Origin of the sequence: Pseudomonas sp. TSRC2-2 (genome assembly GCF_049897785.1) — a bacterium.
Taxonomy (GTDB): Bacteria; Pseudomonadota; Gammaproteobacteria; order Pseudomonadales; family Pseudomonadaceae; genus Aquipseudomonas.
On the sequence record NZ_JAFCWZ010000005.1, the window covers coordinates 396,091 to 417,983 of the forward strand.

The window sequence follows — 21,893 nt, forward strand, 5'->3', positions numbered from 1 at the left end:
GTCAGGCATTCGAAGCACAAAAAGGGCCGACAAACTGGCTCCATAAAAAAAACAATGTCGAGGAAAATTTGATGCGCATCGTTCCCCATATCCTGGGCGCAGCCATTGCTGCCGCTCTGATCAGCACGCCAGTTTTCGCCGCCGAACTCACCGGCACCCTGAAGAAGATCAAAGAGTCCGGTGTCATCACCCTGGGCCACCGTGACGCCTCCATTCCGTTCTCCTACATCGCTGATGCGTCCGGCAAGCCGGTCGGCTACTCGCACGATATCCAGCTGGCCATCGTCGAAGCGATCAAGAAAGACCTCGACCTGCCGAACCTGCAAGTCAAATACAACCTCGTCACCTCGCAAACCCGTATTCCACTGGTGCAGAACGGCACCGTGGACGTCGAGTGCGGTTCGACCACCAACAACGTCGAGCGTCAGCAGCAGGTCGACTTCTCCGTCGGCATCTTCGAAATCGGTACCCGTCTTCTGTCCAAGAAAGACTCCAAGTACAAGGATTTCGACGATCTCAAAGGCAAGAACGTTGTCACCACCGCCGGCACCACCTCCGAGCGCATTCTCAAGGCGATGAACGCCGACAAGCAGATGGGCATGAACGTCATCTCCGCCAAAGACCACGGCGAGTCCTTCCAGATGCTGGAATCGGGCCGTGCCGTTGCGTTCATGATGGACGACGCGCTGCTGGCCGGCGAAGCCGCCAAGGCCAAGAAAGCCGCCGATTGGGAAGTGACCGGCACGCCACAGTCGTACGAAATCTACGGCTGCATGATGCGCAAAGGCGACGAGCCGTTCAAAAAGGCTGTGGATGACGCGATCAAGGCCACCTACGCTTCGGGCGCAATCAACAAGATCTACGAGAAGTGGTTCATGCAGCCAATTCCGCCAAAAGGCCTGAACCTGAACTTCCCGATGAGCGACGAGCTCAAGAACCTGATCGCCAATCCGACCGACAAAGCGGCTGACGACAAGAAGTCCTGATTTTCTGACTAACCTTATTCCCTGAAGAGGCACCTGCCTTTTCAGGGGATGGTCACTCCCTGCTGGCATTTTTCTGGAAACACTCGAACCGGTGGCTGTCGAGCCGATCGCGTGTGCCCGGTCTTTGAAAAAAGACCGGGGAGGGAACGGAGTTCCCCAGGCGGGCACTTGTACATCGATCGAATCGAGGGGAGACCCTAATGAATTACAACTGGGACTGGGGCGTGTTCTTCAAGTCCACCGGCGTGGGCAGCGAGACCTATCTCGACTGGTTCATCTCCGGCCTGGGCTGGACCATCGCCATCGCCATCGTGGCGTGGATCATCGCCCTGCTGCTCGGCTCGTTGCTGGGCATCATGCGCACCGTGCCGAACCGCATCGTATCGGGCATCGCAACCTGCTACGTCGAGCTGTTCCGTAACGTGCCGCTGCTGGTGCAGCTGTTCATCTGGTACTTCCTGGTGCCCGACCTGCTGCCGCCGGATCTGCAGGAGTGGTACAAGCAGGATCTCAACCCGACCACTTCGGCTTACCTGAGCGTTGTCGTCTGCCTCGGTCTGTTCACCGCCGCCCGTGTCTGCGAGCAAGTGCGCACCGGTATCCAGGCGCTGCCCCGCGGTCAGGAATCCGCCGCCCGCGCGATGGGTTTCAAACTGCCGCAGATCTACTGGAACGTGCTGCTGCCCCAGGCCTACCGGATCATCATTCCGCCGCTCACCTCCGAATTTCTCAACGTGTTCAAGAACTCCTCCGTGGCGTCCCTGATCGGTTTGATGGAATTGCTGGCGCAGACCAAACAGACCGCCGAGTTTTCGGCCAACCTGTTCGAAGCGTTCACCCTGGCAACCCTGATCTATTTCACCCTCAACATGAGCCTGATGCTGCTGATGCGCCTGGTCGAGAAGAAAGTCGCGGTGCCCGGCCTGATCTCCGTGGGGGGTAAATAATGGAATTCGATTTCAGTGGCATCGTCCCGGCCATTCCCGGTTTGTGGAACGGCATGGTCATGACCCTCAAGCTGATGGCCATGGGCGTGATCGGCGGGATGATCCTCGGCACGATCCTCGCGCTGTGCCGTCTGTCTCATAACAAACTGCTGTCGAGCATGGCTGGCGCCTACGTCAATTACTTCCGCTCGATTCCACTGCTGCTGGTGATCACCTGGTTCTACCTGGCGGTGCCGTTCGTGCTGCGCTGGATCACTGGCGAAGACACACCGATCGGTGCGTTCACCTCGTGCGTCGTGGCGTTCATGATGTTCGAAGCGGCGTACTTCTGCGAAATCGTCCGTGCCGGTGTGCAGTCGATTTCCAAGGGCCAGATGGGTGCCGCGCAAGCACTGGGCATGAACTACGGGCAGATGATGCGCCTGATCATCCTGCCGCAGGCGTTCCGCAAGATGACCCCGCTGCTGCTGCAGCAGAGCATCATCCTGTTCCAGGACACCTCGCTGGTTTACACCGTGGGCCTGGTTGACTTCCTCAACGCCTCACGCGCCAGCGGCGACATCATCGGCCGCTCCAATGAGTTCCTGATTTTCGCCGGTCTCGTTTACTTCATCATCAGCTTCGCCGCCTCGCGGCTGGTCAAGCGTCTGCAGAAAAGGTTCGCCGTATGATCTCTATCAAAAACATCAACAAGTGGTATGGGGACTTCCAGGTGCTGACTGATTGCAGCACCGAGGTGAAGAAAGGCGAAGTGATCGTGGTCTGCGGCCCGTCCGGTTCCGGCAAGTCGACGCTGATCAAGTGCGTCAACGCCCTGGAACCGTTCCAGAAGGGTGACGTGGTCGTAGACGGCACCTCGATCGCCGACCCGAAAACCAATCTGCCGAAACTGCGCTCGCGCGTCGGCATGGTGTTCCAGCACTTCGAACTGTTCCCGCACCTGACCATCACCGAAAACCTGACCATCGCGCAGATCAAGGTGCTCGGCCGCAGCAAGGAAGAGGCGACCAAAAAAGGTCTGCAACTGCTGGAGCGCGTGGGTTTGTCGGCGCACGCCCACAAGCATCCGGGGCAACTGTCCGGTGGCCAGCAACAACGTGTGGCGATTGCCCGTGCGCTGGCGATGGACCCGATCGTCATGCTGTTCGACGAACCGACCTCGGCGCTTGACCCGGAAATGGTCAACGAAGTGCTCGACGTCATGGTGCAACTGGCCCACGAAGGCATGACCATGATGTGCGTGACCCACGAAATGGGCTTCGCCCGCAAAGTCGCCGACCGGGTGATCTTCATGGACCAAGGCAAGATCATCGAAGACTGCCCGAAAGAGGAATTCTTCGGCGACATCAGCGCCCGCTCCGAACGCGCGCAGCACTTCCTCGAGAAAATCCTGCAGCACTAAGGCAAAGCGCCGCTCCCCACGGTGGGAGCGGCTTGCTCGCGAAGAGGCCGGCACTTTCAACATCATCATTGACTGATCCACCGCTTTCGCGAGCAAGCCCGCTCCCACACTGGATCAATGCTGATCCCGAGATTTGTGTTGTGGTTGACCCAAGGCATCTGTGATGAAATGCGACTCCACTCTTTATCGCGCAGCGCCGCCATCACTTGCCGTGAAGCCCCGTCTGATCCGTCATCTGTTCCTGCCGCCGCTGATCATCGCCCTGATGGTCGGACTGGGTTTCATCGGCTTCTGGACCAGTGAGCATTTCGGCATCCGCAGCCTCGGCGAAAATGGCCAGCGTCAGTTGGAACTGCACGCCCGCGCGGTGGAAAGTGAAATCAGCAAATACACCTACCTGCCCAGCTTGCTGGAACTCGAAACCAGTGTTCCGCAGTTGCTGGCCGACCCGACCCCGGAACACCGACAGACGGTCAACGATTACCTCGAAGGCCTGAACCGCCGCAGCCGCAGTCGGGCCATCTACGTCATGGACACCACCGGCCGCGTCATGGCCACCAGCAACTGGCGCGATGTCGACAGTTATCTGGGTGAAGACCTGTCCTTTCGCGCCTATTTCAAGGATGCCGTGCGCGGTCAGCCCGGGCGTTTCTACGGCATTGGCAGCACCAATGGCGAACCCGGTTACTACCTCGCCCACGGCCTCGAAGAGCATGGCAAGATCATCGGCGTCGCGGTGGTCAAAGTGCGTCTGGAAGCCATGGAAGAGCGCTGGCAGCGCGCGCGTCTGGAAGCCTTCGTCAGCGACGAGAATGGCATCATCATTCTGTCCAGCGACCCGGCCAGGCGGCTGAAATCGGTGATTGCGCTCAGCGATGAGGTCAAGGAAAAACTCGCCCGCAGCCTGCAGTACTACTGGTTCCCGCTCAACGAACTGCAACCGTTGGCCCGCGAGACGCTGGCCGAAGGCGTGGAGAAACTGACCTTTCCGGCCAACAGCGAATTGCAGCCCGATGAGGACGAGATCAGTTATCTGGCGCAAACCCGATTGCTGAGCGACACACCGTGGAATTTCACCCTGCTCACGCCGCTGCAGGATCTGCGCCGCGAAGCGATCAATCAAGGCATTCTGGTGGCGGTGGCGTTCGCCCTGTTCGCCTTTCTTTTGATCGCCTGGAACGAGCGCCGCAAAGTCCTCGCCACCCGCCTCGCCGCCCGCGAGGCCTTGCAGGAAGCCAACAGCCAACTGGAGCGTCGGATTACCGAACGTACGGCCGATCTGCGCGCCAGCAACGAACGGCTGAAGAGCCAGATCCGCGAGCGCCGCCAGGCCGAAGAGACGTTGCGGCGCGCTCAGGACGAACTGGTGCAGGCCGGCAAACTTGCCGCTATCGGCCAGATGTCTACCAGCATCGCCCATGAATTGAACCAGCCGCTGGCAGCGATGCGCACGCTCTCGGGCAACACCGTGCGCTTTCTCGAGCGCGGCCAGCTCGATGTCGCCAGCACCAATCTCAAGACCATCAACGACCTGATCGACCGCATGGGCCGGATCACCGCCAGCCTGCGTTCGTTTGCCCGACGCGGCGACAACAAGGGCCAGGCCAGTCTCGGCAAAGCCGTCGACGCTGCGTTGCAAGTGCTCGGCGCGCGTCTGGAAAACAACCCGTTGCAGATTCACCGGCAGTTTGCCGATGTGCAGTTGCTGATCGATCAGACCCGCCTCGAACAGATTCTGGTCAACCTCATCGGCAATGCCCTCGACGCCATGCACGCACAAGCGCAGCCGCAATTGTGGCTGGAGGGTGAAGAGTTCAACGGCAAGTATCGTTTGCGGGTGCGCGACAATGGCCACGGCATCGACGCCGAAGCGCGCAAGCATCTGTTCGAACCGTTCTTCACCACCAAACCCGGCGAGCAAGGCCTGGGACTGGGTCTGACCCTGTCCGCGAGCCTCGCCGCCGCCACCGGCGGGCATCTGGGTGTCGAACACCCGGCGAGCGGTGGCACCACTTTCGTCCTCAGTTTACCGTTGGTAAGCCCTCTTTCTGCCGAGCCAATATGAACCCCGAACTCAGTGTGCTGATTGTCGAAGACGACCCCCATGTGCTGCTCGGCTGCCAACAGGCGCTGACCCTCGAAGATATCCCGTGCATCGGCGTGGGCAGTGCCGAAGAAGCGCTGGAGCAGGTCGGCGACAACTTTGCCGGCATCGTCATCAGCGACATCCGCCTGCCGGGCATCGATGGTCTGGAATTGCTCACCCGTCTCAAGCAACGCGATCGCAGCCTGCCGGTGGTGTTGATCACCGGCCATGGCGATATTTCCATGGCCGTCGGCGCCATGCAGAAAGGCGCCTACGATTTCATGGAAAAGCCGTTTTCGCCGGAACGTCTGGTGGACGTCGCGCGGCGTGCGCTGGAGCAACGCAGGCTCGCCCGCGAAGTGTCCTCGTTGCGTCGGCAATTGGCTGAACGTGACTCCCTGGAAGGCCGGATCATCGGCCGTTCGCCGGCAATGCAGAACCTGCGCGAACTGATCGCCAACGTCGCCGACACCTCGGCCAACGTTTTGATCGAAGGCGAGACCGGCACCGGCAAGGAACTGGTCGCCCGTTGCCTGCACGATTTCAGTCGCCGCCACGGCAAACAATTCGTCGCATTGAACTGCGGCGGTCTGCCGGAAAATCTCTTCGAAAGCGAAATATTCGGCCACGAGGCCAATGCCTTCACGGGAGCTGGCAAACGGCGGATCGGCAAAATCGAGCACGCCGATGGCGGCACGCTGTTCCTCGACGAAGTGGAAAGCATGCCGCTGCCATTGCAGATCAAGTTGCTGCGCGTTTTGCAGGAACGCACCCTCGAACGCCTCGGCTCGAACCAGAGCGTGGCGGTGGATTGCCGGGTGATTGCGGCGACCAAATCCGACCTCGACGAAGCGAGCAAGGCCGGGGCATTTCGCAGCGACTTGTACTACCGCCTCAACGTCGTGACCCTCGAATTGCCACCGCTGCGCGAACGCCGCGAAGACATCCTGCAACTGTTCGAACACTTCACCCAGCAATCGGCATTGCGCTTTGATCGTGCATTGCCGGAGCTGGACAACCAGACCCTGTCAAACCTGATGAGCCACGACTGGCCGGGCAATGTGCGCGAACTGCGCAACGTCGCCGAACGCTTCGCCCTCGGCCTGCCGGCCTTCAAGAAATCCGGCGCCAGCGCCAGTCAGGGCCTGACGTTTGCCGAAGCGGTGGAAGCCTTCGAGCGCAATCTGCTGGTCGACGCCTTGCAACGCAGCGGCGGCAACCTGACCCAGGCCAGCCAGGAACTGAGCATGGCCAAGACCACGCTGTTCGACAAAGTCAAAAAGTACGGGTTGAGCCACTGATGGATCTGATTCTGAAAGCCGCTATTGGCGCGGCAGTGGTGCTGATCCTCGCTGCGCTGTCGAAGACCAGAAACTATTACATCGCAGGTCTCGTGCCGCTGTTTCCGACCTTTGCCCTGATTGCGCATTACATCGTCGGCAAGGGCCGCTCGGTCGACGACCTGAAGACCACAATCGTGTTCGGCATGTGGTCGATCATTCCGTACTTTGTGTATCTGGCGACGTTGTACGTGATGGTCGACCGCATGCGGCTGGAAGCGTCGCTGGCCGTGGCGGCGGTAGCGTGGTTGATGGCGGCGACCGTGCTGGTAACGGTTTGGGTGCGGCTGCACAGCTGACTTGGCTGTTTCAATCACTAACGAGAAGGAGCCCGAACGTTCACCCCAAATCTGCGGTTAAAGAAGATTGCGCTTCGCCACCGGCTCGACCTGCGCCCAATGCGAAGTGTCCTCGCGATGCGCCTGCAAATACGGCAGCACCGCCGCCAGCAACGGCTCCTTGAACGCCTCCTGAAACCGATGCGCCAGCCCCGGAATCAGTTTCAACTGACTGCCCTGAATGTGCGCCGCCAGGTGTACACCATGCATCACCGGTAACAAAGGATCAGCCGTGCCGTGCACCACCAGCGTCGGCACGCGCAGCTGATTGAGCAATGCCACGCGGCTTGGCTCGGCGAGGATCGCCATGATCTGCCGCTTCACGCCTTCTGGATTGAACGCGCGGTCGTAAGACGCCGCCGCCTGTTGCAGCAAGGCCTGCCGATCATCAGTCACCGCCGGGCTGCCCAGGGCAGCGAGCAGATCGGCCTGCTGTTCCAGCGCCACTTCACGGTTCGGCGCGCCCCGCCGCGAGAGCAATTGCACCAGCGCCGCACTCGGAGCCGGCAGGCCCTCGGCGCCGGAAGTGGTCATGATCAGGGTCAGGCTTTCCACACGCTGCGGCGCCATCGCCGCCATGTGCTGGGCGATCATCCCGCCCATGCTCGCGCCAAGCACGTGGAATTGCTCAACCTTCAGCGCCGTCATCAAACCCAGCGCATCGTCCGCCATGTCGGTCAGGCTGTAAGGGGCCGAGACCGGCAAACCAAGCTTGTAGCGCAGCACTTCGAAGGTCAGATTGGCCTCGATCGGCGCCTGCCGCCAGGTCGACAGGCCGACATCGCGGTTGTCATAGCGGATCACCCGAAAACCCTGCTGACACAGCGCGACCACCACTTCGTCCGGCCAATGGATCAACTGCCCGCCCAGGCCCATGACCAGCAACAGCGCCGGGTCCGAAGGGCGGCCGATGCTCTGATAGGCAAGGCTGACCTGCGCCAGCTCGGCGTGCTCGGTCGGCACGTTCACATCACAGCGCCCGGCGGCAAACGAGCCGGCCCCGAACAAAAGCGCGGCCAACGCGGCCGCGACTGAAACAAATTTCCTGAACATGAAAAACACCAAAACGCAGCACCCCAGTAGAGCGCGAGTGTGATGAAGTTCGTGCGAGCGCGCTGCCACACTTACATGACAATTTGATGAAGAGTGCCGAGCGGTCGGCTGTAGTTTGCATCGCCGGATCTTGACAGATCGACAAAGCGAGCTTCATGAGACAAACTCACCTTCCACGCCGTCGTCACAAGTTTTCCTCATGGAGCCCCGCCAGTGCTTGAAATCCGCCACTTGAAAACCCTGCACGCCCTGCGCGAGGCGGACAGTCTGGTTGATGCCGCTGACCGCTTGCACCTGACGCAATCGGCCCTGTCCCATCAATTCAAAGAGCTCGAAGAGCGCATGGGCATGCAACTATTCGTGCGCAAGACCAAACCGGTGCGCTTCACCAGCGCCGGTCTGCGCCTGCTGCAGCTGGCCGACGCCACCTTGCCGTTACTGCGCGCTGCCGAGCGCGACATCAGTCGTCTGGCCGGTGGCACCGCCGGGCGTTTGCACATGGCCATCGAATGCCACAGCTGCTTCCAGTGGCTGATGCCAACCATCGACCAGTTCCGCGATGCCTGGCCGGAAGTGGAGCTGGATCTCGCCTCTGGTTTCGCTTTCGCGCCCTTACCGGCGCTGGCGCGGGGCGATCTGGATCTGGTGGTGACCTCCGATCCGCTGGACATCGTGGGCATCACTTACGTGCCGCTGTTTACTTACGAAGCGATGCTCGCGGTGGCCAATCAGCATGTATTGGCGAGCAAGGCGTACATCGTTCCCGAAGACCTGCTGACAGAAACGCTGATCACCTATCCGGTGGAACGCGATCGCCTGGACATCTTCACCCGCTTCCTCGAACCGGCCGACATTGAGCCTGCGCAGGTGCGCACTTCCGAGCTGACGGTGATGATGATGCAACTGGTCGCCAGCGGCCGGGGCGTCTGCGGCATGCCGCACTGGGCGCTGCACGAATACAGCTCGCGGGGGTATGTGAAGGGCAAGCGGTTGGGCGAGAAAGGCTTGTTTGCAACGCTGTATGCGGCGATTCGCACGGACATGCTCGATGCGCCGTACATGCGCGATTTCCTGCTGACCGCCAAGGACACCTCGTTTTCGACCCTGGATGGTGTCAGCGCCGTACGCTGAACCGCCTGAGCAGTAGGCCCCCTCCTACATGGAGGCCCGTGTTCGATCGTTCCCCACGCTCCGCGTGGGAATGCAGCCGGGGACGCTCCGCGTCCCTTCTGAAGCCGAACGCAGAGCGTCCGTAGAGGCATTCCCACGCAGAGCATGGGAACGATCATCTGCGCGGCTCAGATTTCACGCCACATGTGGATCTTGTCGAAATAGTCTTCGCCCACCCGCACGGCGAGTGGTTCGAGGCCGTACTGAATGAAGCCGCAGCGCTGATACAACTGAAAAGCCGCGTCATTGCCAGCGGTGACAGTGAGCTGGAGCACTTTCAGTGCCGGATGCTTTTGCGCCTCGGCCACAGCCGCCTGGACCAGATCGAAGCCCAGCCCCTGACGACGGAAATCCGCCGAGACATACATGCCGAACAGCGTGGCCTTGTGGCGCGCCTTCTCACGCGGCTCGAAAGCCAGGCCGACAATCCCGGCCAATGTCCCGGCTTCGAATGCCCCCAGCACCACATCCAGCTTGCTGGTCAGGCGCCCTTCCCACCAACTCAACAGCATCACCGCGCGTTCGCGCACGCTGGAGGTGAACGCCTGCGGATGCCGGTCATAGGCTTCAAGCATGAGTTCGCGGTAAGCCAGGGCATGGCTGGCATCCAGCCGTTCGATCGACATTTCAGGCGGTCCGCCGCTGTTCGAGCATCAGCCGTACAGCGAGGCCGCCGAGCACCAGGCCCATGAAATAACGCTGCATCGCCAGCCACGTCGGGTTGCGCACAAACCACGAGGCGATGCCTGCGGCGAACAGCGCGATCAACAGATTGACGCTGAAGCTGACGCTGATCTGCGTCAGGCCGAGGATGATGCTTTGGGTGAACACCGATCCGTGCTCAGGGCTGATGAACTGCGGAAACACCGACAGATAGAACACAGCAATTTTCGGGTTCAGTGCGCTGGTAAGAAAGCCCATGGTGATCAGCTTGCGCGACGAGTCCGGCGGCAATTGCTGCGCTTCGAACGGCGAACGTGCGCCGGGTTTCAGCGCTTGCCAGGCCAGCCACAGCAGGTACAGCGCGCCGGCCCATTTCAACACTTCATAAGCCATCGGCACGGCCAGAAACACCGCCGTCAACCCCGCCGCCGCGGCGAACATATGCACGAAGAACCCGCCGACCACACCAAGCAACGAAGTCACCCCCGCGCGGCGCCCCTGACAGATCGAACGCGAGATCAGGTAGATCATGTTCGGCCCCGGCGTCAGCACCATCAGCAATGCAGCGGCGGCGAAGATCAGCAGGTCTTGCAACGGGATCATGGCAACGTCCTTTGCGGGAATGATCAGGCGAGTGCAGTCAGTGAACGGCGATAAAACGGCAGGATGTGTTCGCGTGTCAATGGCGCCAGCTCGAGCGCCGGATCAGTGGCCGGATCGACCCAGATGACCTCTTCGATTTCCGCCGCCGGGCAGACGTCGCAATCGATCGTCAGTTGAAAGATCTCGGCATGCACGATGAAGCCCGGCTCGTTGGCGGCGGGGGCGGAAAAACTGTTGAGGAAAGTCGCCTGCGCCGGGTCGATCTGCAGCCCGAGTTCTTCTTCCAGTTCACGGGCCAATGCGTGTACTGGCAACTCGTGGGCTTCGATCTTGCCACCCGGCTGCATGAACGCCGTGGTGCCGCGCTTGCGCACCAGCAGGGTCTGGCCTTGGGCGTTGAGCAACAGCGCAGCGGCGATATGAATGGTCGACATAAAGGAATCCCTTGGCGCAAAAGCGCCAAGGATCCCATGCCCGTCAGAGGTAAGCCAAGCCGCCTGGCTCAGGTCGCTTCCTGAAAATCCAGTTCCGGTGGCTGACGGCGAAAACCACCCGTCAGCACGGCCAGGTACACTACGCCAATCGCCAGCCAGCTCAGGCCCAGCCAGACCGCCAGGTGATCGAGGCTGACCATCAGCCACAAGTCGGCGACCAGACCAATCAGCGGGCAAAGCAAAAACAGCAGCAGCTCGCGCGGGCCTTTTTTCTCGCCGCCGATCCAGTAATGGAAGATCACCGACAGGTTGACCAGGCTGAACGCCAGGAACGCGCCGAAGTTGATGAACGAGGTCGAGGTGGTGACGTCGAGTTTCAGCGCCAGCAACGCCACCGCCGCGCAGAGCAGAATGCTGTTGACCGGGGTGCCGAAGCGCGCGTGCAAGGTGCCGAAAAACGACTTCGGCAACACCCCGTCGCGGCCCATGGCGAACAACAGTCGCGAACCGCTGGCCTGGGCCGACAGCCCCGAGGCGAACTGGCCGACAATCAGGCCGATCAGGAAAATCGACACGAAGAGGTCGCCACCGATATTGCGCGCAATTTCATAAGCAGCCGAGTCGACGCTGTCGAACTGGAACGACGGATGAGCGATCTGCACGAAGTACGAGACGCCGACGAAGATCAGGCCACCGATCAAGGTGATCAGCATGATCGCCCGGGGAATGGTGCGGCGTGGATCGCGGGTCTCTTCGGTCAGGGTGCTGACAGCGTCAAAGCCAAGGAATGAATAGCAGGCAATCGCCGCGCCGCTCATGATCAGCGGCATCTGCATGTCGCCGTTGAAGAACGGTTTGATCGACCACAGCGGCGTGCTCGCGTCGCCGCCGATGTAGTGCACGCACAGCGCCACGAACGCAATCAATACGAGGAACTGCACCAGCATCAGCAAGGCATTGATGCCGTTGGCCAGTTTCAGCCCGACGATGTTGATCGCACTGGTGATGCCGATAAAGGCGAGCACCCAGATCCACTGCGGAATCGACGGGAACGCCGAGGCCAGATAGGCCGAGCCGATCAGCCAGATCGCCATCGGCAGAAACAGGTAATCGAGCAACACCGCCCAGCCGGCAATGAAACCGAGTTTCGGGCTGATCGCTTTGCGCACATAGCTGTAAGCCGAGCCAGCGACCGGGAAAGCGGCGGCCATGCGTCCGTAGCTCATGGCGGTGAAGAACATCGCCACCAGCGCCGCCAGGTAAGCGGCCGGCACCATGCCGGCGGTGGACTGGGCGAGGATGCCGAAGGTGCCGAGGACAATGATCGGCGTCATGTAGGCGATGCCGAACAGCACCACCGACCCTAGCGAAAGGGTGCGTTGCAAACGAGCCATGGGCGACTTACTCCGAATGTTATTGGATTTATGGCAGAGCCGGGTTCGGCGAAAATTTCGGGTGTGGCTGATCGTTCCCACGCTCTGCGTGGGAACGCCTCAATGGACGCTCTGCGTCCGCTCTTGGGACGCGGAGCGTCCCGGGCTGCATTCCCACGCAGAGCGTGGGAACGATCGGAGTAAGGGATTAGGGAATCAATAGCTCGCGAACACCGCAAGCCTGTTCCACCACCTCACCCGGCAACTTCAAACGCTGATCATCCAGATAGCGGTAATCCCTGCGCGCCACTGCCAACTGCTGCAGATCCAGCTCGACCCCGAACTGCCCTTCTTCGCGCCCAGCCTCGAACAGCAGCGCCCCCAGCGGATCGACCAGGGCACTGCCGCCAGCGAACACCAGACCGTCATCCCCCGCTTCGACACGATTGACCATCAATGCAAACGCCTGATTCTCCTGAGCTCGAGCCATGATCGCAGTGCGGTGGGTCGGGCCGTACGGGTCCATGTTGCCGTTGGTCACGATCAACAGTTCGGCGCCCAGTTGCGCCAGGGCGCGGGCCGACTCCGGAAACTCGATGTCGTAGCAGATCAGCAGTCCGACGCGCACGCCGTTCCACATACAGGTCGCGTAACGGTCGCCGGCTTCGAACACGCCGCGATCCGAGGCCCACAGATGGGTTTTGCGGTATTTCAGGGCAATGCCTTCGGGGGTGATCAGCAGCGTGGTGTTGTAGAAGCGGCCGTTGTCGTCTTCGGCCATGCCGATCACCACGGCGATGTTGCGCTCGCGCGCCGCCGCGAGGACGGCGCTGACGGTCGGGCCGTCGAGCGCTTCGGCGACCTGCGCCACGGTCCCGGTGTTGGGGAAGCCCATCAGGTGGGTCTCCGGGAACACAATCATTTGCGTGTCCGCCGCGCAGGCAGCGATGGCCGCCAGTGCGCGCTCCAGGTTGTAAGCCGTGTCGTTGTCACGGCCCGCCAATTGGGCGAGTTCTACTTTCATGGGTATCCCTTGTTATGGGCGCCGGGCCTGGAAAGATTGCCCGGTGCCTGTCTGTGGGCCAGTATGCGCAGCAAGCAACCGGCCAGGGAATCACGCGGCCGGGGTAACCCGATAGGGGTAGATCGATGACACTTTCGTTGAATGACATCACTTGGCACCGCGCCGTCGGGCAACTGATCGACGCGCTCGACAAGCCGAACTTCTGGGCGCAACTGGTGCGCCTGCTGGAACAGTACGTGCCGTTCGATAGCTGGGTGGTGCTACTGTTCAGCGCCGATCAGCACCCGCAAGTCTTCGCCGAATGCCCCGGCGAGGACGGCAGTCCGGACCCGTTGTTCCAGGATTATCTGCGCGGCCTGTATCTGCTCGACCCGTTCTACATCGCCTGCCGTGAGCAGTCGCGCACCGGGCTCTATCGGCTGTCGGAAGTCGCGCCGGAGCATTTCGAGCTGACCGAGTACTACCAGCGATACTTTCGTCTGAATGTGGTGGCCGATGAAATCCAGTTCAATTGCCAGCTCGAAGGCGAGCGCACGCTGTGCCTGTCGCTGGGCAGTGAAAAATACTTCACTGGCGAACAGATCGCTTTGCTGTCCTTGATTCAGCCGTGGGTACTGGGTCTGTTGCGTCAACGCCTGCCATACGAGATCAACGAAACCGTGGCCCTCGCCGCCGCGCCAGCGCAAGCCAATTGGCGCGTGCAACTGGAGGCGTCGGTGCAACAACTCAAGGGCGCCCAACTGACCGCGCGCGAGCTGGATGTCGGGCGCTTGATGCTCAGCGGTTGTTCCAGCAAGGAAATCGCCCGTAAGCTGGAAATCTCCGTGGAAACCGTGAAAGTCCATAAGAAACACATGTACAGCAAGCTGGGGATCAAGTCCCAGTCCGAGCTGTTTTCGATTTTTCTACAGGCGCAGAACGCCTGATTGCAATCTCGAACAGCTTTTGTGGGAGCGGGCATGCTCGCGAAGAGGCCTTCACTTTCAACATGGATGTCATCTGACACACCCCCTTCGCGAGCAAGCCCGCTCCCACAGAAATGTGTGCCGTTGTACAAATTTGAGTCCGAACCCAGGGAAACCGTATGAGCCTGTCGCTGCTGAGCCGCTACGCCTTCTTTGCCGTCTGTGTGATTTTCACCCTCGCCAGCCTGCCCTTCCTCGAACATGACTGGCTGTGGCCGATCACCGCCGTTACTGGCGTGCTGAGCCTGCTCGGCGTGTTCGACCTGCTGCAGACGCGCCACGCAGTGCGCCGCAATTACCCGATTCTGGGCAACATCCGTTATCTGGTCGAAGGCATCCGCCCGGAGATTCGCCAGTACCTGCTCGAATCCGACAGCGATGCCCTGCCCTTCTCCCGCGCCCAGCGTTCGCTGGTGTATTCGCGAGCGAAAAACGAAACCGCTGACAAACCGTTCGGCACGCTGATCGATGTCTATCAATCGGGTTTCGAATTCATTGGTCATTCGATGCGCCCGGCGCCGTTGAGCGACCCGAACGGCTTCCGTGTCATCGTTGGCGGCCCGCAGTGCACGCAGCCGTATTCGGCGTCGATCTTCAATATTTCGGCGATGAGCTTCGGCTCGCTCAGCGCCAACGCCATTCGCGCGCTGAACCAGGGCGCGAAACTCGGCAACTTTGCCCACGACACTGGCGAAGGCAGCATCAGCCCGTATCACCGCGAACACGGCGGCGACCTGACCTGGGAACTGGGCAGCGGCTACTTCGGCTGCCGCACCAGCGACGGGCGTTTCGACCCGGAGCGCTTCGCCGTTCAGGCGCAGAATCCGCAAGTGCGAATGATCGAGATCAAGATGAGTCAGGGCGCCAAACCCGGCCACGGCGGCATCCTGCCCAAGCACAAGGTCACCAAGGAGATTGCCGACACACGCGGCATCCTGATGGGCGAAGACTGTGTTTCGCCGTCACGCCACAGCGCGTTTTCCACGCCGATCGAAATGATGCAGTTCATCCAGCAACTGCGCGAACTGTCCGGTGGCAAACCGGTGGGCTTCAAGTTCTGCCTCGGCCATCCGTGGGAGTTCATGGGCATCGCCAAGGCCATGTTGGAAACCGGCATTCTTCCGGATTTTATCGTCGTCGATGGCAAGGAAGGCGGCACTGGTGCGGCACCGGTCGAGTTCACCGACCACATCGGCGTACCGATGCGTGAAGGCCTGCTGTTCGTGCACAACACGCTGGTCGGCCTGAACCTGCGCGACAAGATCAAACTCGGCGCCAGCGGCAAGATCGTCAGCGCCTTCGACATCGCCAGCGTACTGGCCATCGGTGCCGACTGGGCCAACTCCGCGCGCGGCTTCATGTTCGCTATCGGCTGTATCCAGTCGCAAAGCTGCCACACCAACAAATGCCCGACCGGCGTCGCCACGCAGGACGCCCTGCGCCAGCGTGCCCTGGTGGTGCCGGACAAGGCCCAGCGCGTCTACAACTTCCATCGCAGCACGCTCAAAGCGCTGGCGGAAATGCTCGCGGCGGCCGGTCTCGAACATCCATCGCAACTGTCCGCCAAGCATCTGGTGCGACGCATGTCGGCGACCGAGATCAAGTTGTTCTCGCAGCTGCACGTGTTTTTGAAACCGGGGGAATTGCTCACTGGTGAAGTAAATGGCGAGTTTTACTCACGCATGTGGCAGATGGCGCGGGCGGACAGTTTTGAACCAATGGAAGTCGTAGCGGCGTAACCGCAAAGCGCCAATCTGAAAGATGGATTGGCGCTCCGTATTCATACCTTACGCGGCCACGGCGCCGTCCGTTATCGTCAGTGGCCGGATGACGGTTTTCCTTACGCTGGTGTTTGGATAAACGCTCACCAGCGTGTCTGGCGTGGTTAACCAGCCGGGTTTCGCCGAGGAATATTTCATGATCGAGGCAACACCTTCGCTGGACTGGAAATAAAGCTTCCAGGCTTGCCCCGAACGGTCATATTTCATGAACGCGAAACCCAGCATCCTCGAGTCCGCCTGACCGCTTGCATCCACGCGCAAACCATAATCGGGATACTCCATCGACGCACTGAGACCCAGACCATGTTCATGCCTGGCCAGGCCGTTGTACTGCGCGAGCTCTTTTCCGCCTTCAACGTGTCTGACCCGCAGGCGGCTGCTATCCATCTGATCCACCACCAACGAGCAACCACTGAAACCAGGCGTAAACACGTGATCCGGCTGGCCCCATTTGGGGTGTAAAGGGATATCGACATAGCCTCCTTGAGCCGCCCAGTAGCCCACCACGGCATTCGACGGTTCGGGCAGCTTGTCGATGTGTGGGTCATGAATTTTCAGCGCATTGAATTCAGCCCGAACCGCATTGGCAGGCTGAACGCGCTCCATCACAAAAACGAAGCTTGAACCGCCCTCCTTGTTGACCAGTTGTGCAGCGATTTCGGCGCTGTAGTTGACTCGCCCCGGCTGCAGCAACTCTGTCGCCACCGGGAACCGGCTCAGTTCAGAGGGCGCCAGGGCCTGGTGGATGCTGGTGCTTTGGAGCGAATAATGCGTCAGCGCAGGTTTCCCCCAGTCGTACCCCAGATGCGCAACCTGATTGGCTGGAACAACCTCAATGGCTGGCTCCCATAAACCGTTGGGCAGACGTTCGCGCACAAATGCCGTGTCGGGACGCAGCGGATTGTTCGAGGTGTGGACAAGCTGATTGGCCAGACGCGTCCCTTCATCGACAATCACCCCCGTCGGCACTTCCCCCGGCCCCGACGGTAGTTCGCCGCCGCGCAGCGACACCGCTTGCCATTGATCAGGCGCAACTTGCCTGAGCCGGCTGCCGTGCGCTCGACCGGTTGCGCGGTCGACAATGACGACATCCGTAAAATCTGCATTCAGGGAGAAATCGCTGCTGATCCTGTAGTAAGCCTGTTGGCCGGCTGCATCGATATTGCGAATGTAAAAGCTCTGGCCGTCAGTACTTCGGAAAATGCCTTTGGCATTGGCTTCAAGACCGGCAACGACCGATGGTTTGATGGCGAAGCCAAGCATCTCACTGTTGCCAAACCCGCCGAGTCCAGAGGGCCGAAAGTTGCTCGATACACCATACGGCCGTTGGGTCAGAGGACTATAGGGATACCAGTCAGCGCCTTTCAACACGGCCACGCTTTCATAACTGTGCTCACCCACTTTGAATGTCCCCAGCGCGGCCGGGCCGTGCTGTTTGCTCACGCCAAGCAGCAGGTCGTAGCCAACCACAGCGTCGCGAAACCTGTCCAATTGCTGCAACCCTTTCAAGCCCAGATACTTGCCTCCCGTAACCAGAAGCCTGCCTCCCGACACTATTGCAGTGATCGGATTGAGTTCGCTGATGACGAAGGCCCCGATGACCCTTGCCGCCCTGAGCCCCCGGCTGAGTGCCGAAGCACTCCTGCCGACAATCTGCGTCAACTTCGCCACCGTCGACGCACCGGCAGTAACGAAGCCCAATACATCGAAAAACAAATCCACTGCACCGTCGAAATACTTGCCGTTCAGGAAATTGGTGATCGCTGACTTGAACGGGATCAGGTCCACCATGAAATCGATAACCTTCTGCGCAATCGCATTTTCCCGGTCTTGCGTAGTCTGGCCCTTGGCTACCTTGAGAATATCCTCGCTATCCAGATCTAGATGTTCAACGAAAGCCTGGGCAATCAGCTCGGTCCTTTCGCTGGAATAACTGGCGGGCACCGACAAACCGTTCGAGGTCTGTGCCAGCAACTTCCCGGCTTTCGCCTCGTCAGCCAGCGTGAATGGCTCGATGGTGTACTTGATGCTCGGAACGGATGGGTTGGTGCGCTCGGTCGCTTCTGCTGAATCATACTTTGTGGATTGAATCACTCCCTTCTTCAGGTCGATTTCATACAGCTTCGATTCGTCTCCCAAATTAACCTTCACTCTCAGGATGCGGCTTGTGGATATCAGGTTCCGGCCCCACAGATCAAGACTCAAGCGATAGGTCTTGTATTGGTAAAACGAGACGTGACCGTATTCGAGATTTTTTCTGTCCTCCAGCGGCAACTCGGCGATCAGATGTTTGACAAACAGCCGCGCGCCCTGCTTGAGATTGCTGACAGCGCTTTCAAATTGCGCCTGGAAGGCCCCTGCCACGCCAAGTTCCAGCGGTGCATTGATCTGGTCAAGCAGGGGCAACAAGCGTGGATCGCGGGTCGTCCATTGATAGTAGGGAGGCCCTCCCATCATGGCGATGTCGAGCAGCGAATATTGCCCGTTAAGTGTCGGATGCAGGAAGTAACCATCGACTGCGGCGACCTTGCGCTGCTCCAGAAGGCGTTCTTCAAACGGTATGTCGCCTTTGAACTTCGTCCTCAGTCTCGCCAAAGCGATGGCCTTGCGGCTTGGTAATTCGCTGTTCAACAGAATCGAGGTATTGAGCCGATCGGCCAGTTGCAGGTTGAAGTGTGTCTTGGCGTTTTCCAGATCGTCATGGGTGTAATGTTCATTGTGGTTCTTTTTCGTCACCCCGTTGACTACACCCCAATCGGCCAGCGCGGCGGCCTGGACGTGCTGAACAACTTGCGAGTTGATCCGCGCAGCGCTTTCAGCGCCGGCCATGACTTGGGCGAACGTCATGTAGGCGACTTTCCCGGGTGTGTGAGCCTCGATCGTTCGCGCCGCGACGGTCAGGTTGAACCATGCCGTGGTGCCGTATTTCAAGTCAGGGGGCAACTTTTCGATGAGAAACTCGGGCGCCTTGCGAACCAGCAACAGGGCGGCGGTCAATCCGGCCAGTCTGCGGCTGCTCAAACGCTCCTTGACCAGGTAATCCGCCAGATTATTGAATACTTGCAGAGCGGGTTTGCCCCAGAGTGTCTCTGCGGCCAGATCGAAACCGGCAACTTTACCGCGTAACGGTTGATCTATATCGCCCTGATGCACACTCAAATGGATGCCGGCCATTGCGTATTCGCTGGCGCTGACATCGGTGGCGATGCCGTTCAAGCGGGTCTGGATTGCAAGTCCCAGTGCCTGCCCGCGAGGACTGTTGATGAGGCTCTCCAATGCCGTGGGCGGATCACTCAGCGCCTCATTCGAAAGCCGCTCGTCAGCGTCCAGATAGTCCAGCACTCCGGCACCCGGCAGCGCAATGAAATCGAGGCTATCGAGATAAACACCGGTGGCTTGCAAAACTTCTTTTTGTTGCGCAACCGTCAATGGAACAGGCCAGGACAACGCCCCGGCAAAGTCACCCAATCGGTGGGGATTGATTTTTTCGAGTTCAAGACTGGCTGCAATTTTTTCCAGCTGATCACTCTCGGACGTCGACACTTCGTCAACTACGTTCATATTGAATTCTGACATTGGATCTTACTTTGAAGGAAATAAAATGGAATCCAAAGTAAGCAATAGAACCCAGCAAGAAATGAAGTCGAGAAGTATTACCAATAAACCAGAACAGCACGACCAGACATCAGTCAACTACGCAACAATACAAAAGCATTACCGAATAAATACCACCAAATAATATTTCGCGTAAAACTGGCCACTATCGCTCACACTAAAACCGGCATCAGGCATCAAATCACATGACGTGGAAATACTCGTAAAGCTAATTCTCCAAATTACAAAAGAGAACCTTTCAAGTACTGCAACAACAAAAAAAGATCGCTTCCTGCAACAATATCTACATCACTTTACGTGTAGACACTACTGCAGGCAGCGATCTTTTCCGATGACCTTGCGCGCTTTAAAACTTACGGCGCAGAACGCACGGCACCCCGCGACAGGTTATTTGGTTGCAACTTGAACACATAAAACAACACCGTCAGCAGTACCAGAAACGCCGGCCCCACATACAGCGCTATGCGTGTATCCGGGAAGTACGCCATCAGACCGACCACCAACACCAGAAACGCCAGTGCGAAGTACGAGCTGACCGGGTACAGCCACATCCGGTATTTGAGGCCGGCACGTTCGCTGGCGCTCAGACCTTTGCGGAATTTCAGCTGGGCGAGGAGGATCATTACCCAGGTCCAGATCGCACCGAAAGTCGCGATCGAAGTGACCCAGACGAAGACTTTCTCCGGCACCAGATAGTTGAGCATCACACCCAGCAGCAATACCGCAATCGACAGCAGCAGCGCACGACGTGGCACGCCGTTGTTCGAGGTCTTGGCGAAACCGGCCGGGGCCTGGCCGTTTTGCGCCAGGCTGTAGAGCATGCGCCCGGTGCTGAAGATGCCGCCATTGCACGACGACAGCGCGGCGGTGATCACCACGAAGTTGATGATCCCGGCGGCAGTCTTGATGCCCAGACGTTCGAACGTCATCACGAACGGACTGCCCTGGGTGCCGATTTCATTCCAGGGATAGATCGACAGAATCACAAACAACGCGCCAACGTAAAACAGCAGAATCCGCCAGAACACCGAGCCGATTGCGTCAGGAATGGTCTTCTGCGGGTTCTTCGCCTCACCGGCAGTCAGGCCGATCATTTCGACACCGAGGTAGGCGAACATGACCATTTGCAGGGACATCAGCACACCGGTCACGCCGTTGGGCATGAACCCGCCATGCGCCCAAAGATTGGAAATCCCCAGCGCCACGCCATCGTTACCGAAACCGAACGCGATGATGCCGACGCCGCCGATGACCATCGCGATGATCGTGACGATCTTGATCAGGGCGAACCAGAATTCGAATTCGCCGAAGGCTTTCACCGCAATCAGGTTGATCGAGCCCATGCTGATCAGCGCTGCAAGCGCCCAGATCCAGCGCGGCACATCGGGAAACCAGATGCCCATGTACACCGCCACCGCAGTGATTTCCGCCACGCAGGTCACCAGCCACAGGAACCAGTAGTTCCAACCGGTGAGGAATCCGGCCAGCGGGCCAAGATAGTCCTGCGCGTAGCGGCTGAACGAACCAGCCACGGGGTTATGCACCGCCATTTCACCGAGGGCGCGCATGATCACCAGGATCGCCAGACCGCCAAGAATGTAAGAGAGCATGATCGCCGGCCCGGCCATTTCGATGGCCTTGGCCGAACCGAGAAACAGACCGACGCCGATACAGGCACCGAGCGCCATCAGGCGAATATGCCGTTCGCCGAGTTCACGTTTGAGCGGACCGCCCTGAGCGGTGTCGCCGTACGGTGGAGGATTGCCAACTGGCATAGGGGTACAACCTCGTCTTGTTATTGGATATGACCACCGGGTTTCGAAGCGTCGGCCGATAGGCCTTGGCTGGGCAGGAAACCGCGTCGGCTTCGTGGGCAGACGCGTCTTGCAGGGCAACCTGAAAGATCAGCGGGACGTCAGTATAAAAACCTTGGTGCAGGTCTTTTCACTCTATAAAACACGAGATTCAGTGGGAATTGTCGCGTCAGATCGAGAGCGCGAGCTCATCGACTGGAGAATGTAGGAAAACTCGCCACCGAAAAACGGCGGCGAGTATTGCACAGCACGCGTGATTTTTTCATCTGCGCCTCGGATGAGCGAGGCACGATAGGTGT

The 21,893-nt window shown here is 59.5% G+C and carries 18 protein-coding genes; 10 read left to right on the forward strand and 8 right to left on the reverse strand.

Annotated elements, in window-relative coordinates:
* Positions 1 to 71 precede the first annotated feature (71 nt).
* The 7 genes from ACP7D9_RS12925 to ACP7D9_RS12955 all read left to right on the forward strand — a co-directional run bounded on the left by ACP7D9_RS12925 (position 72) and on the right by ACP7D9_RS12955 (position 7,060).
* Positions 72 to 986, forward strand: coding sequence for a glutamate/aspartate ABC transporter substrate-binding protein (locus ACP7D9_RS12925; protein ID WP_101162128.1), 915 nt, complete (start codon positions 72 to 74; stop codon positions 984 to 986).
* 200 nt (positions 987 to 1,186) lie between these two features.
* Positions 1,187 to 1,933: an amino acid ABC transporter permease gene (locus tag ACP7D9_RS12930; protein WP_016773392.1), complete on the forward strand. Its 747-nt coding sequence runs from the start codon at positions 1,187 to 1,189 to the stop codon at positions 1,931 to 1,933.
* The gene (locus ACP7D9_RS12935) at positions 1,933 to 2,604 is read left to right on the forward strand and encodes an amino acid ABC transporter permease (RefSeq protein WP_426157809.1); all 672 of its coding nucleotides are present in this window, start codon (positions 1,933 to 1,935) and stop codon (positions 2,602 to 2,604) included. The genes ACP7D9_RS12930 and ACP7D9_RS12935 overlap by 1 nt, the downstream gene beginning before the upstream one ends.
* Positions 2,601 to 3,335 (forward strand): amino acid ABC transporter ATP-binding protein, encoded by a 735-nt coding sequence (locus tag ACP7D9_RS12940; protein ID WP_016773390.1) that lies wholly within the window; start codon positions 2,601 to 2,603, stop codon positions 3,333 to 3,335. The genes ACP7D9_RS12935 and ACP7D9_RS12940 overlap by 4 nt, the downstream gene beginning before the upstream one ends.
* Before the next feature lie 163 nt (positions 3,336 to 3,498).
* Positions 3,499 to 5,400, forward strand: a complete 1,902-nt coding sequence (locus ACP7D9_RS12945; RefSeq protein ID WP_313001029.1) for a sensor histidine kinase — start codon at positions 3,499 to 3,501, stop codon at positions 5,398 to 5,400.
* 44 nt (positions 5,401 to 5,444) lie between these two features.
* The gene (locus ACP7D9_RS12950) at positions 5,445 to 6,722 is read left to right on the forward strand and encodes a sigma-54-dependent transcriptional regulator (RefSeq protein WP_371918398.1); all 1,278 of its coding nucleotides are present in this window, start codon (positions 5,445 to 5,447) and stop codon (positions 6,720 to 6,722) included.
* 8 nt (positions 6,723 to 6,730) lie between these two features.
* Complete coding sequence (locus ACP7D9_RS12955) at positions 6,731 to 7,060, forward strand: GlpM family protein (RefSeq protein WP_172828174.1); 330 nt, start codon at positions 6,731 to 6,733, stop codon at positions 7,058 to 7,060.
* 57 nt (positions 7,061 to 7,117) lie between these two features.
* Here the strand turns inward: ACP7D9_RS12955 and ACP7D9_RS12960 are convergent, their stop codons facing one another.
* Positions 7,118 to 8,152 (reverse strand): alpha/beta fold hydrolase, encoded by a 1,035-nt coding sequence (locus ACP7D9_RS12960; protein ID WP_101162121.1) that lies wholly within the window; start codon positions 8,150 to 8,152, stop codon positions 7,118 to 7,120.
* A 213-nt stretch (positions 8,153 to 8,365) separates the two neighbouring features.
* Here ACP7D9_RS12960 and metR point away from each other — a divergent pair, with 213 nt between their 5' ends.
* Positions 8,366 to 9,283, forward strand: a complete 918-nt coding sequence (metR, locus tag ACP7D9_RS12965) for a transcriptional regulator MetR (RefSeq protein ID WP_313001014.1) — start codon at positions 8,366 to 8,368, stop codon at positions 9,281 to 9,283.
* A gap of 167 nt (positions 9,284 to 9,450) precedes the next feature.
* Here metR and ACP7D9_RS12970 read toward each other — a convergent pair whose 3' ends face one another.
* From ACP7D9_RS12970 to ACP7D9_RS12990, 5 genes are all read right to left on the reverse strand, one after another.
* Entirely contained in the window at positions 9,451 to 9,948 is a 498-nt protein-coding gene (locus tag ACP7D9_RS12970; protein WP_426157813.1) for a GNAT family N-acetyltransferase, read from the reverse strand.
* A 1-nt stretch (position 9,949) separates the two neighbouring features.
* The gene (locus tag ACP7D9_RS12975) at positions 9,950 to 10,588 is read right to left on the reverse strand and encodes a LysE family translocator (protein WP_101162108.1); all 639 of its coding nucleotides are present in this window, start codon (positions 10,586 to 10,588) and stop codon (positions 9,950 to 9,952) included.
* Between the two features lie 23 nt (positions 10,589 to 10,611).
* Positions 10,612 to 11,022 carry an NUDIX hydrolase gene (locus ACP7D9_RS12980; RefSeq protein ID WP_426157815.1) on the reverse strand — a complete coding sequence of 137 codons (411 nt, stop codon included), beginning with the start codon at positions 11,020 to 11,022 and terminating at the stop codon, positions 10,612 to 10,614.
* Between the two features lie 68 nt (positions 11,023 to 11,090).
* Entirely contained in the window at positions 11,091 to 12,416 is a 1,326-nt protein-coding gene (locus tag ACP7D9_RS12985) for an APC family permease (RefSeq protein WP_101162105.1), read from the reverse strand.
* 187 nt (positions 12,417 to 12,603) lie between these two features.
* Positions 12,604 to 13,419 (reverse strand): carbon-nitrogen hydrolase family protein, encoded by an 816-nt coding sequence (locus tag ACP7D9_RS12990; protein WP_426157818.1) that lies wholly within the window; start codon positions 13,417 to 13,419, stop codon positions 12,604 to 12,606.
* A gap of 125 nt (positions 13,420 to 13,544) precedes the next feature.
* Between ACP7D9_RS12990 and ACP7D9_RS12995 the strand changes: the two genes are divergently transcribed.
* Positions 13,545 to 14,345: a response regulator transcription factor gene (locus ACP7D9_RS12995; protein WP_426157820.1), complete on the forward strand. Its 801-nt coding sequence runs from the start codon at positions 13,545 to 13,547 to the stop codon at positions 14,343 to 14,345.
* A 158-nt stretch (positions 14,346 to 14,503) separates the two neighbouring features.
* Positions 14,504 to 16,123 (forward strand): FMN-binding glutamate synthase family protein, encoded by a 1,620-nt coding sequence (locus ACP7D9_RS13000; RefSeq protein WP_101162099.1) that lies wholly within the window; start codon positions 14,504 to 14,506, stop codon positions 16,121 to 16,123.
* Between the two features lie 48 nt (positions 16,124 to 16,171).
* Here ACP7D9_RS13000 and ACP7D9_RS13005 read toward each other — a convergent pair whose 3' ends face one another.
* Together ACP7D9_RS13005 and ACP7D9_RS13010 are read right to left on the reverse strand one after the other, a co-directional pair.
* Complete coding sequence (locus tag ACP7D9_RS13005) at positions 16,172 to 19,726, reverse strand: hypothetical protein (RefSeq protein ID WP_426157822.1); 3,555 nt, start codon at positions 19,724 to 19,726, stop codon at positions 16,172 to 16,174.
* 407 nt (positions 19,727 to 20,133) lie between these two features.
* Complete coding sequence (locus ACP7D9_RS13010; RefSeq protein WP_426157824.1) at positions 20,134 to 21,555, reverse strand: amino acid permease; 1,422 nt, start codon at positions 21,553 to 21,555, stop codon at positions 20,134 to 20,136.
* Positions 21,556 to 21,893 lie beyond the last annotated feature (338 nt).

Excerpts from the sequence above, each read along its gene's own strand:
- ACP7D9_RS12990 (WP_426157818.1), bottom strand. The coding sequence starts at position 13,419 with ATGAAAGTAGAACTCGCCCAATTGGCGGGCCGTGACAACGACACGGCT.
- ACP7D9_RS12930 (WP_016773392.1), top strand. The coding sequence starts at position 1,187 with ATGAATTACAACTGGGACTGGGGCGTGTTCTTCAAGTCCACCGGCGTG.
- ACP7D9_RS12980 (WP_426157815.1), bottom strand. The coding sequence starts at position 11,022 with ATGTCGACCATTCATATCGCCGCTGCGCTGTTGCTCAACGCCCAAGGC.
- ACP7D9_RS12970 (WP_426157813.1), bottom strand. The coding sequence starts at position 9,948 with ATGTCGATCGAACGGCTGGATGCCAGCCATGCCCTGGCTTACCGCGAA.
- ACP7D9_RS12940 (WP_016773390.1), top strand. The coding sequence starts at position 2,601 with ATGATCTCTATCAAAAACATCAACAAGTGGTATGGGGACTTCCAGGTG.
- ACP7D9_RS13010 (WP_426157824.1), bottom strand. The coding sequence starts at position 21,555 with ATGCCAGTTGGCAATCCTCCACCGTACGGCGACACCGCTCAGGGCGGT.
- ACP7D9_RS13000 (WP_101162099.1), top strand. The coding sequence starts at position 14,504 with ATGAGCCTGTCGCTGCTGAGCCGCTACGCCTTCTTTGCCGTCTGTGTG.
- ACP7D9_RS12945 (WP_313001029.1), top strand. The coding sequence starts at position 3,499 with ATGAAATGCGACTCCACTCTTTATCGCGCAGCGCCGCCATCACTTGCC.
- ACP7D9_RS12935 (WP_426157809.1), top strand. The coding sequence starts at position 1,933 with ATGGAATTCGATTTCAGTGGCATCGTCCCGGCCATTCCCGGTTTGTGG.
- ACP7D9_RS12985 (WP_101162105.1), bottom strand. The coding sequence starts at position 12,416 with ATGGCTCGTTTGCAACGCACCCTTTCGCTAGGGTCGGTGGTGCTGTTC.
- ACP7D9_RS12995 (WP_426157820.1), top strand. The coding sequence starts at position 13,545 with ATGACACTTTCGTTGAATGACATCACTTGGCACCGCGCCGTCGGGCAA.
- ACP7D9_RS13005 (WP_426157822.1), bottom strand. The coding sequence starts at position 19,726 with ATGAACGTAGTTGACGAAGTGTCGACGTCCGAGAGTGATCAGCTGGAA.
- ACP7D9_RS12975 (WP_101162108.1), bottom strand. The coding sequence starts at position 10,588 with ATGATCCCGTTGCAAGACCTGCTGATCTTCGCCGCCGCTGCATTGCTG.
- ACP7D9_RS12960 (WP_101162121.1), bottom strand. The coding sequence starts at position 8,152 with ATGTTCAGGAAATTTGTTTCAGTCGCGGCCGCGTTGGCCGCGCTTTTG.
- ACP7D9_RS12925 (WP_101162128.1), top strand. The coding sequence starts at position 72 with ATGCGCATCGTTCCCCATATCCTGGGCGCAGCCATTGCTGCCGCTCTG.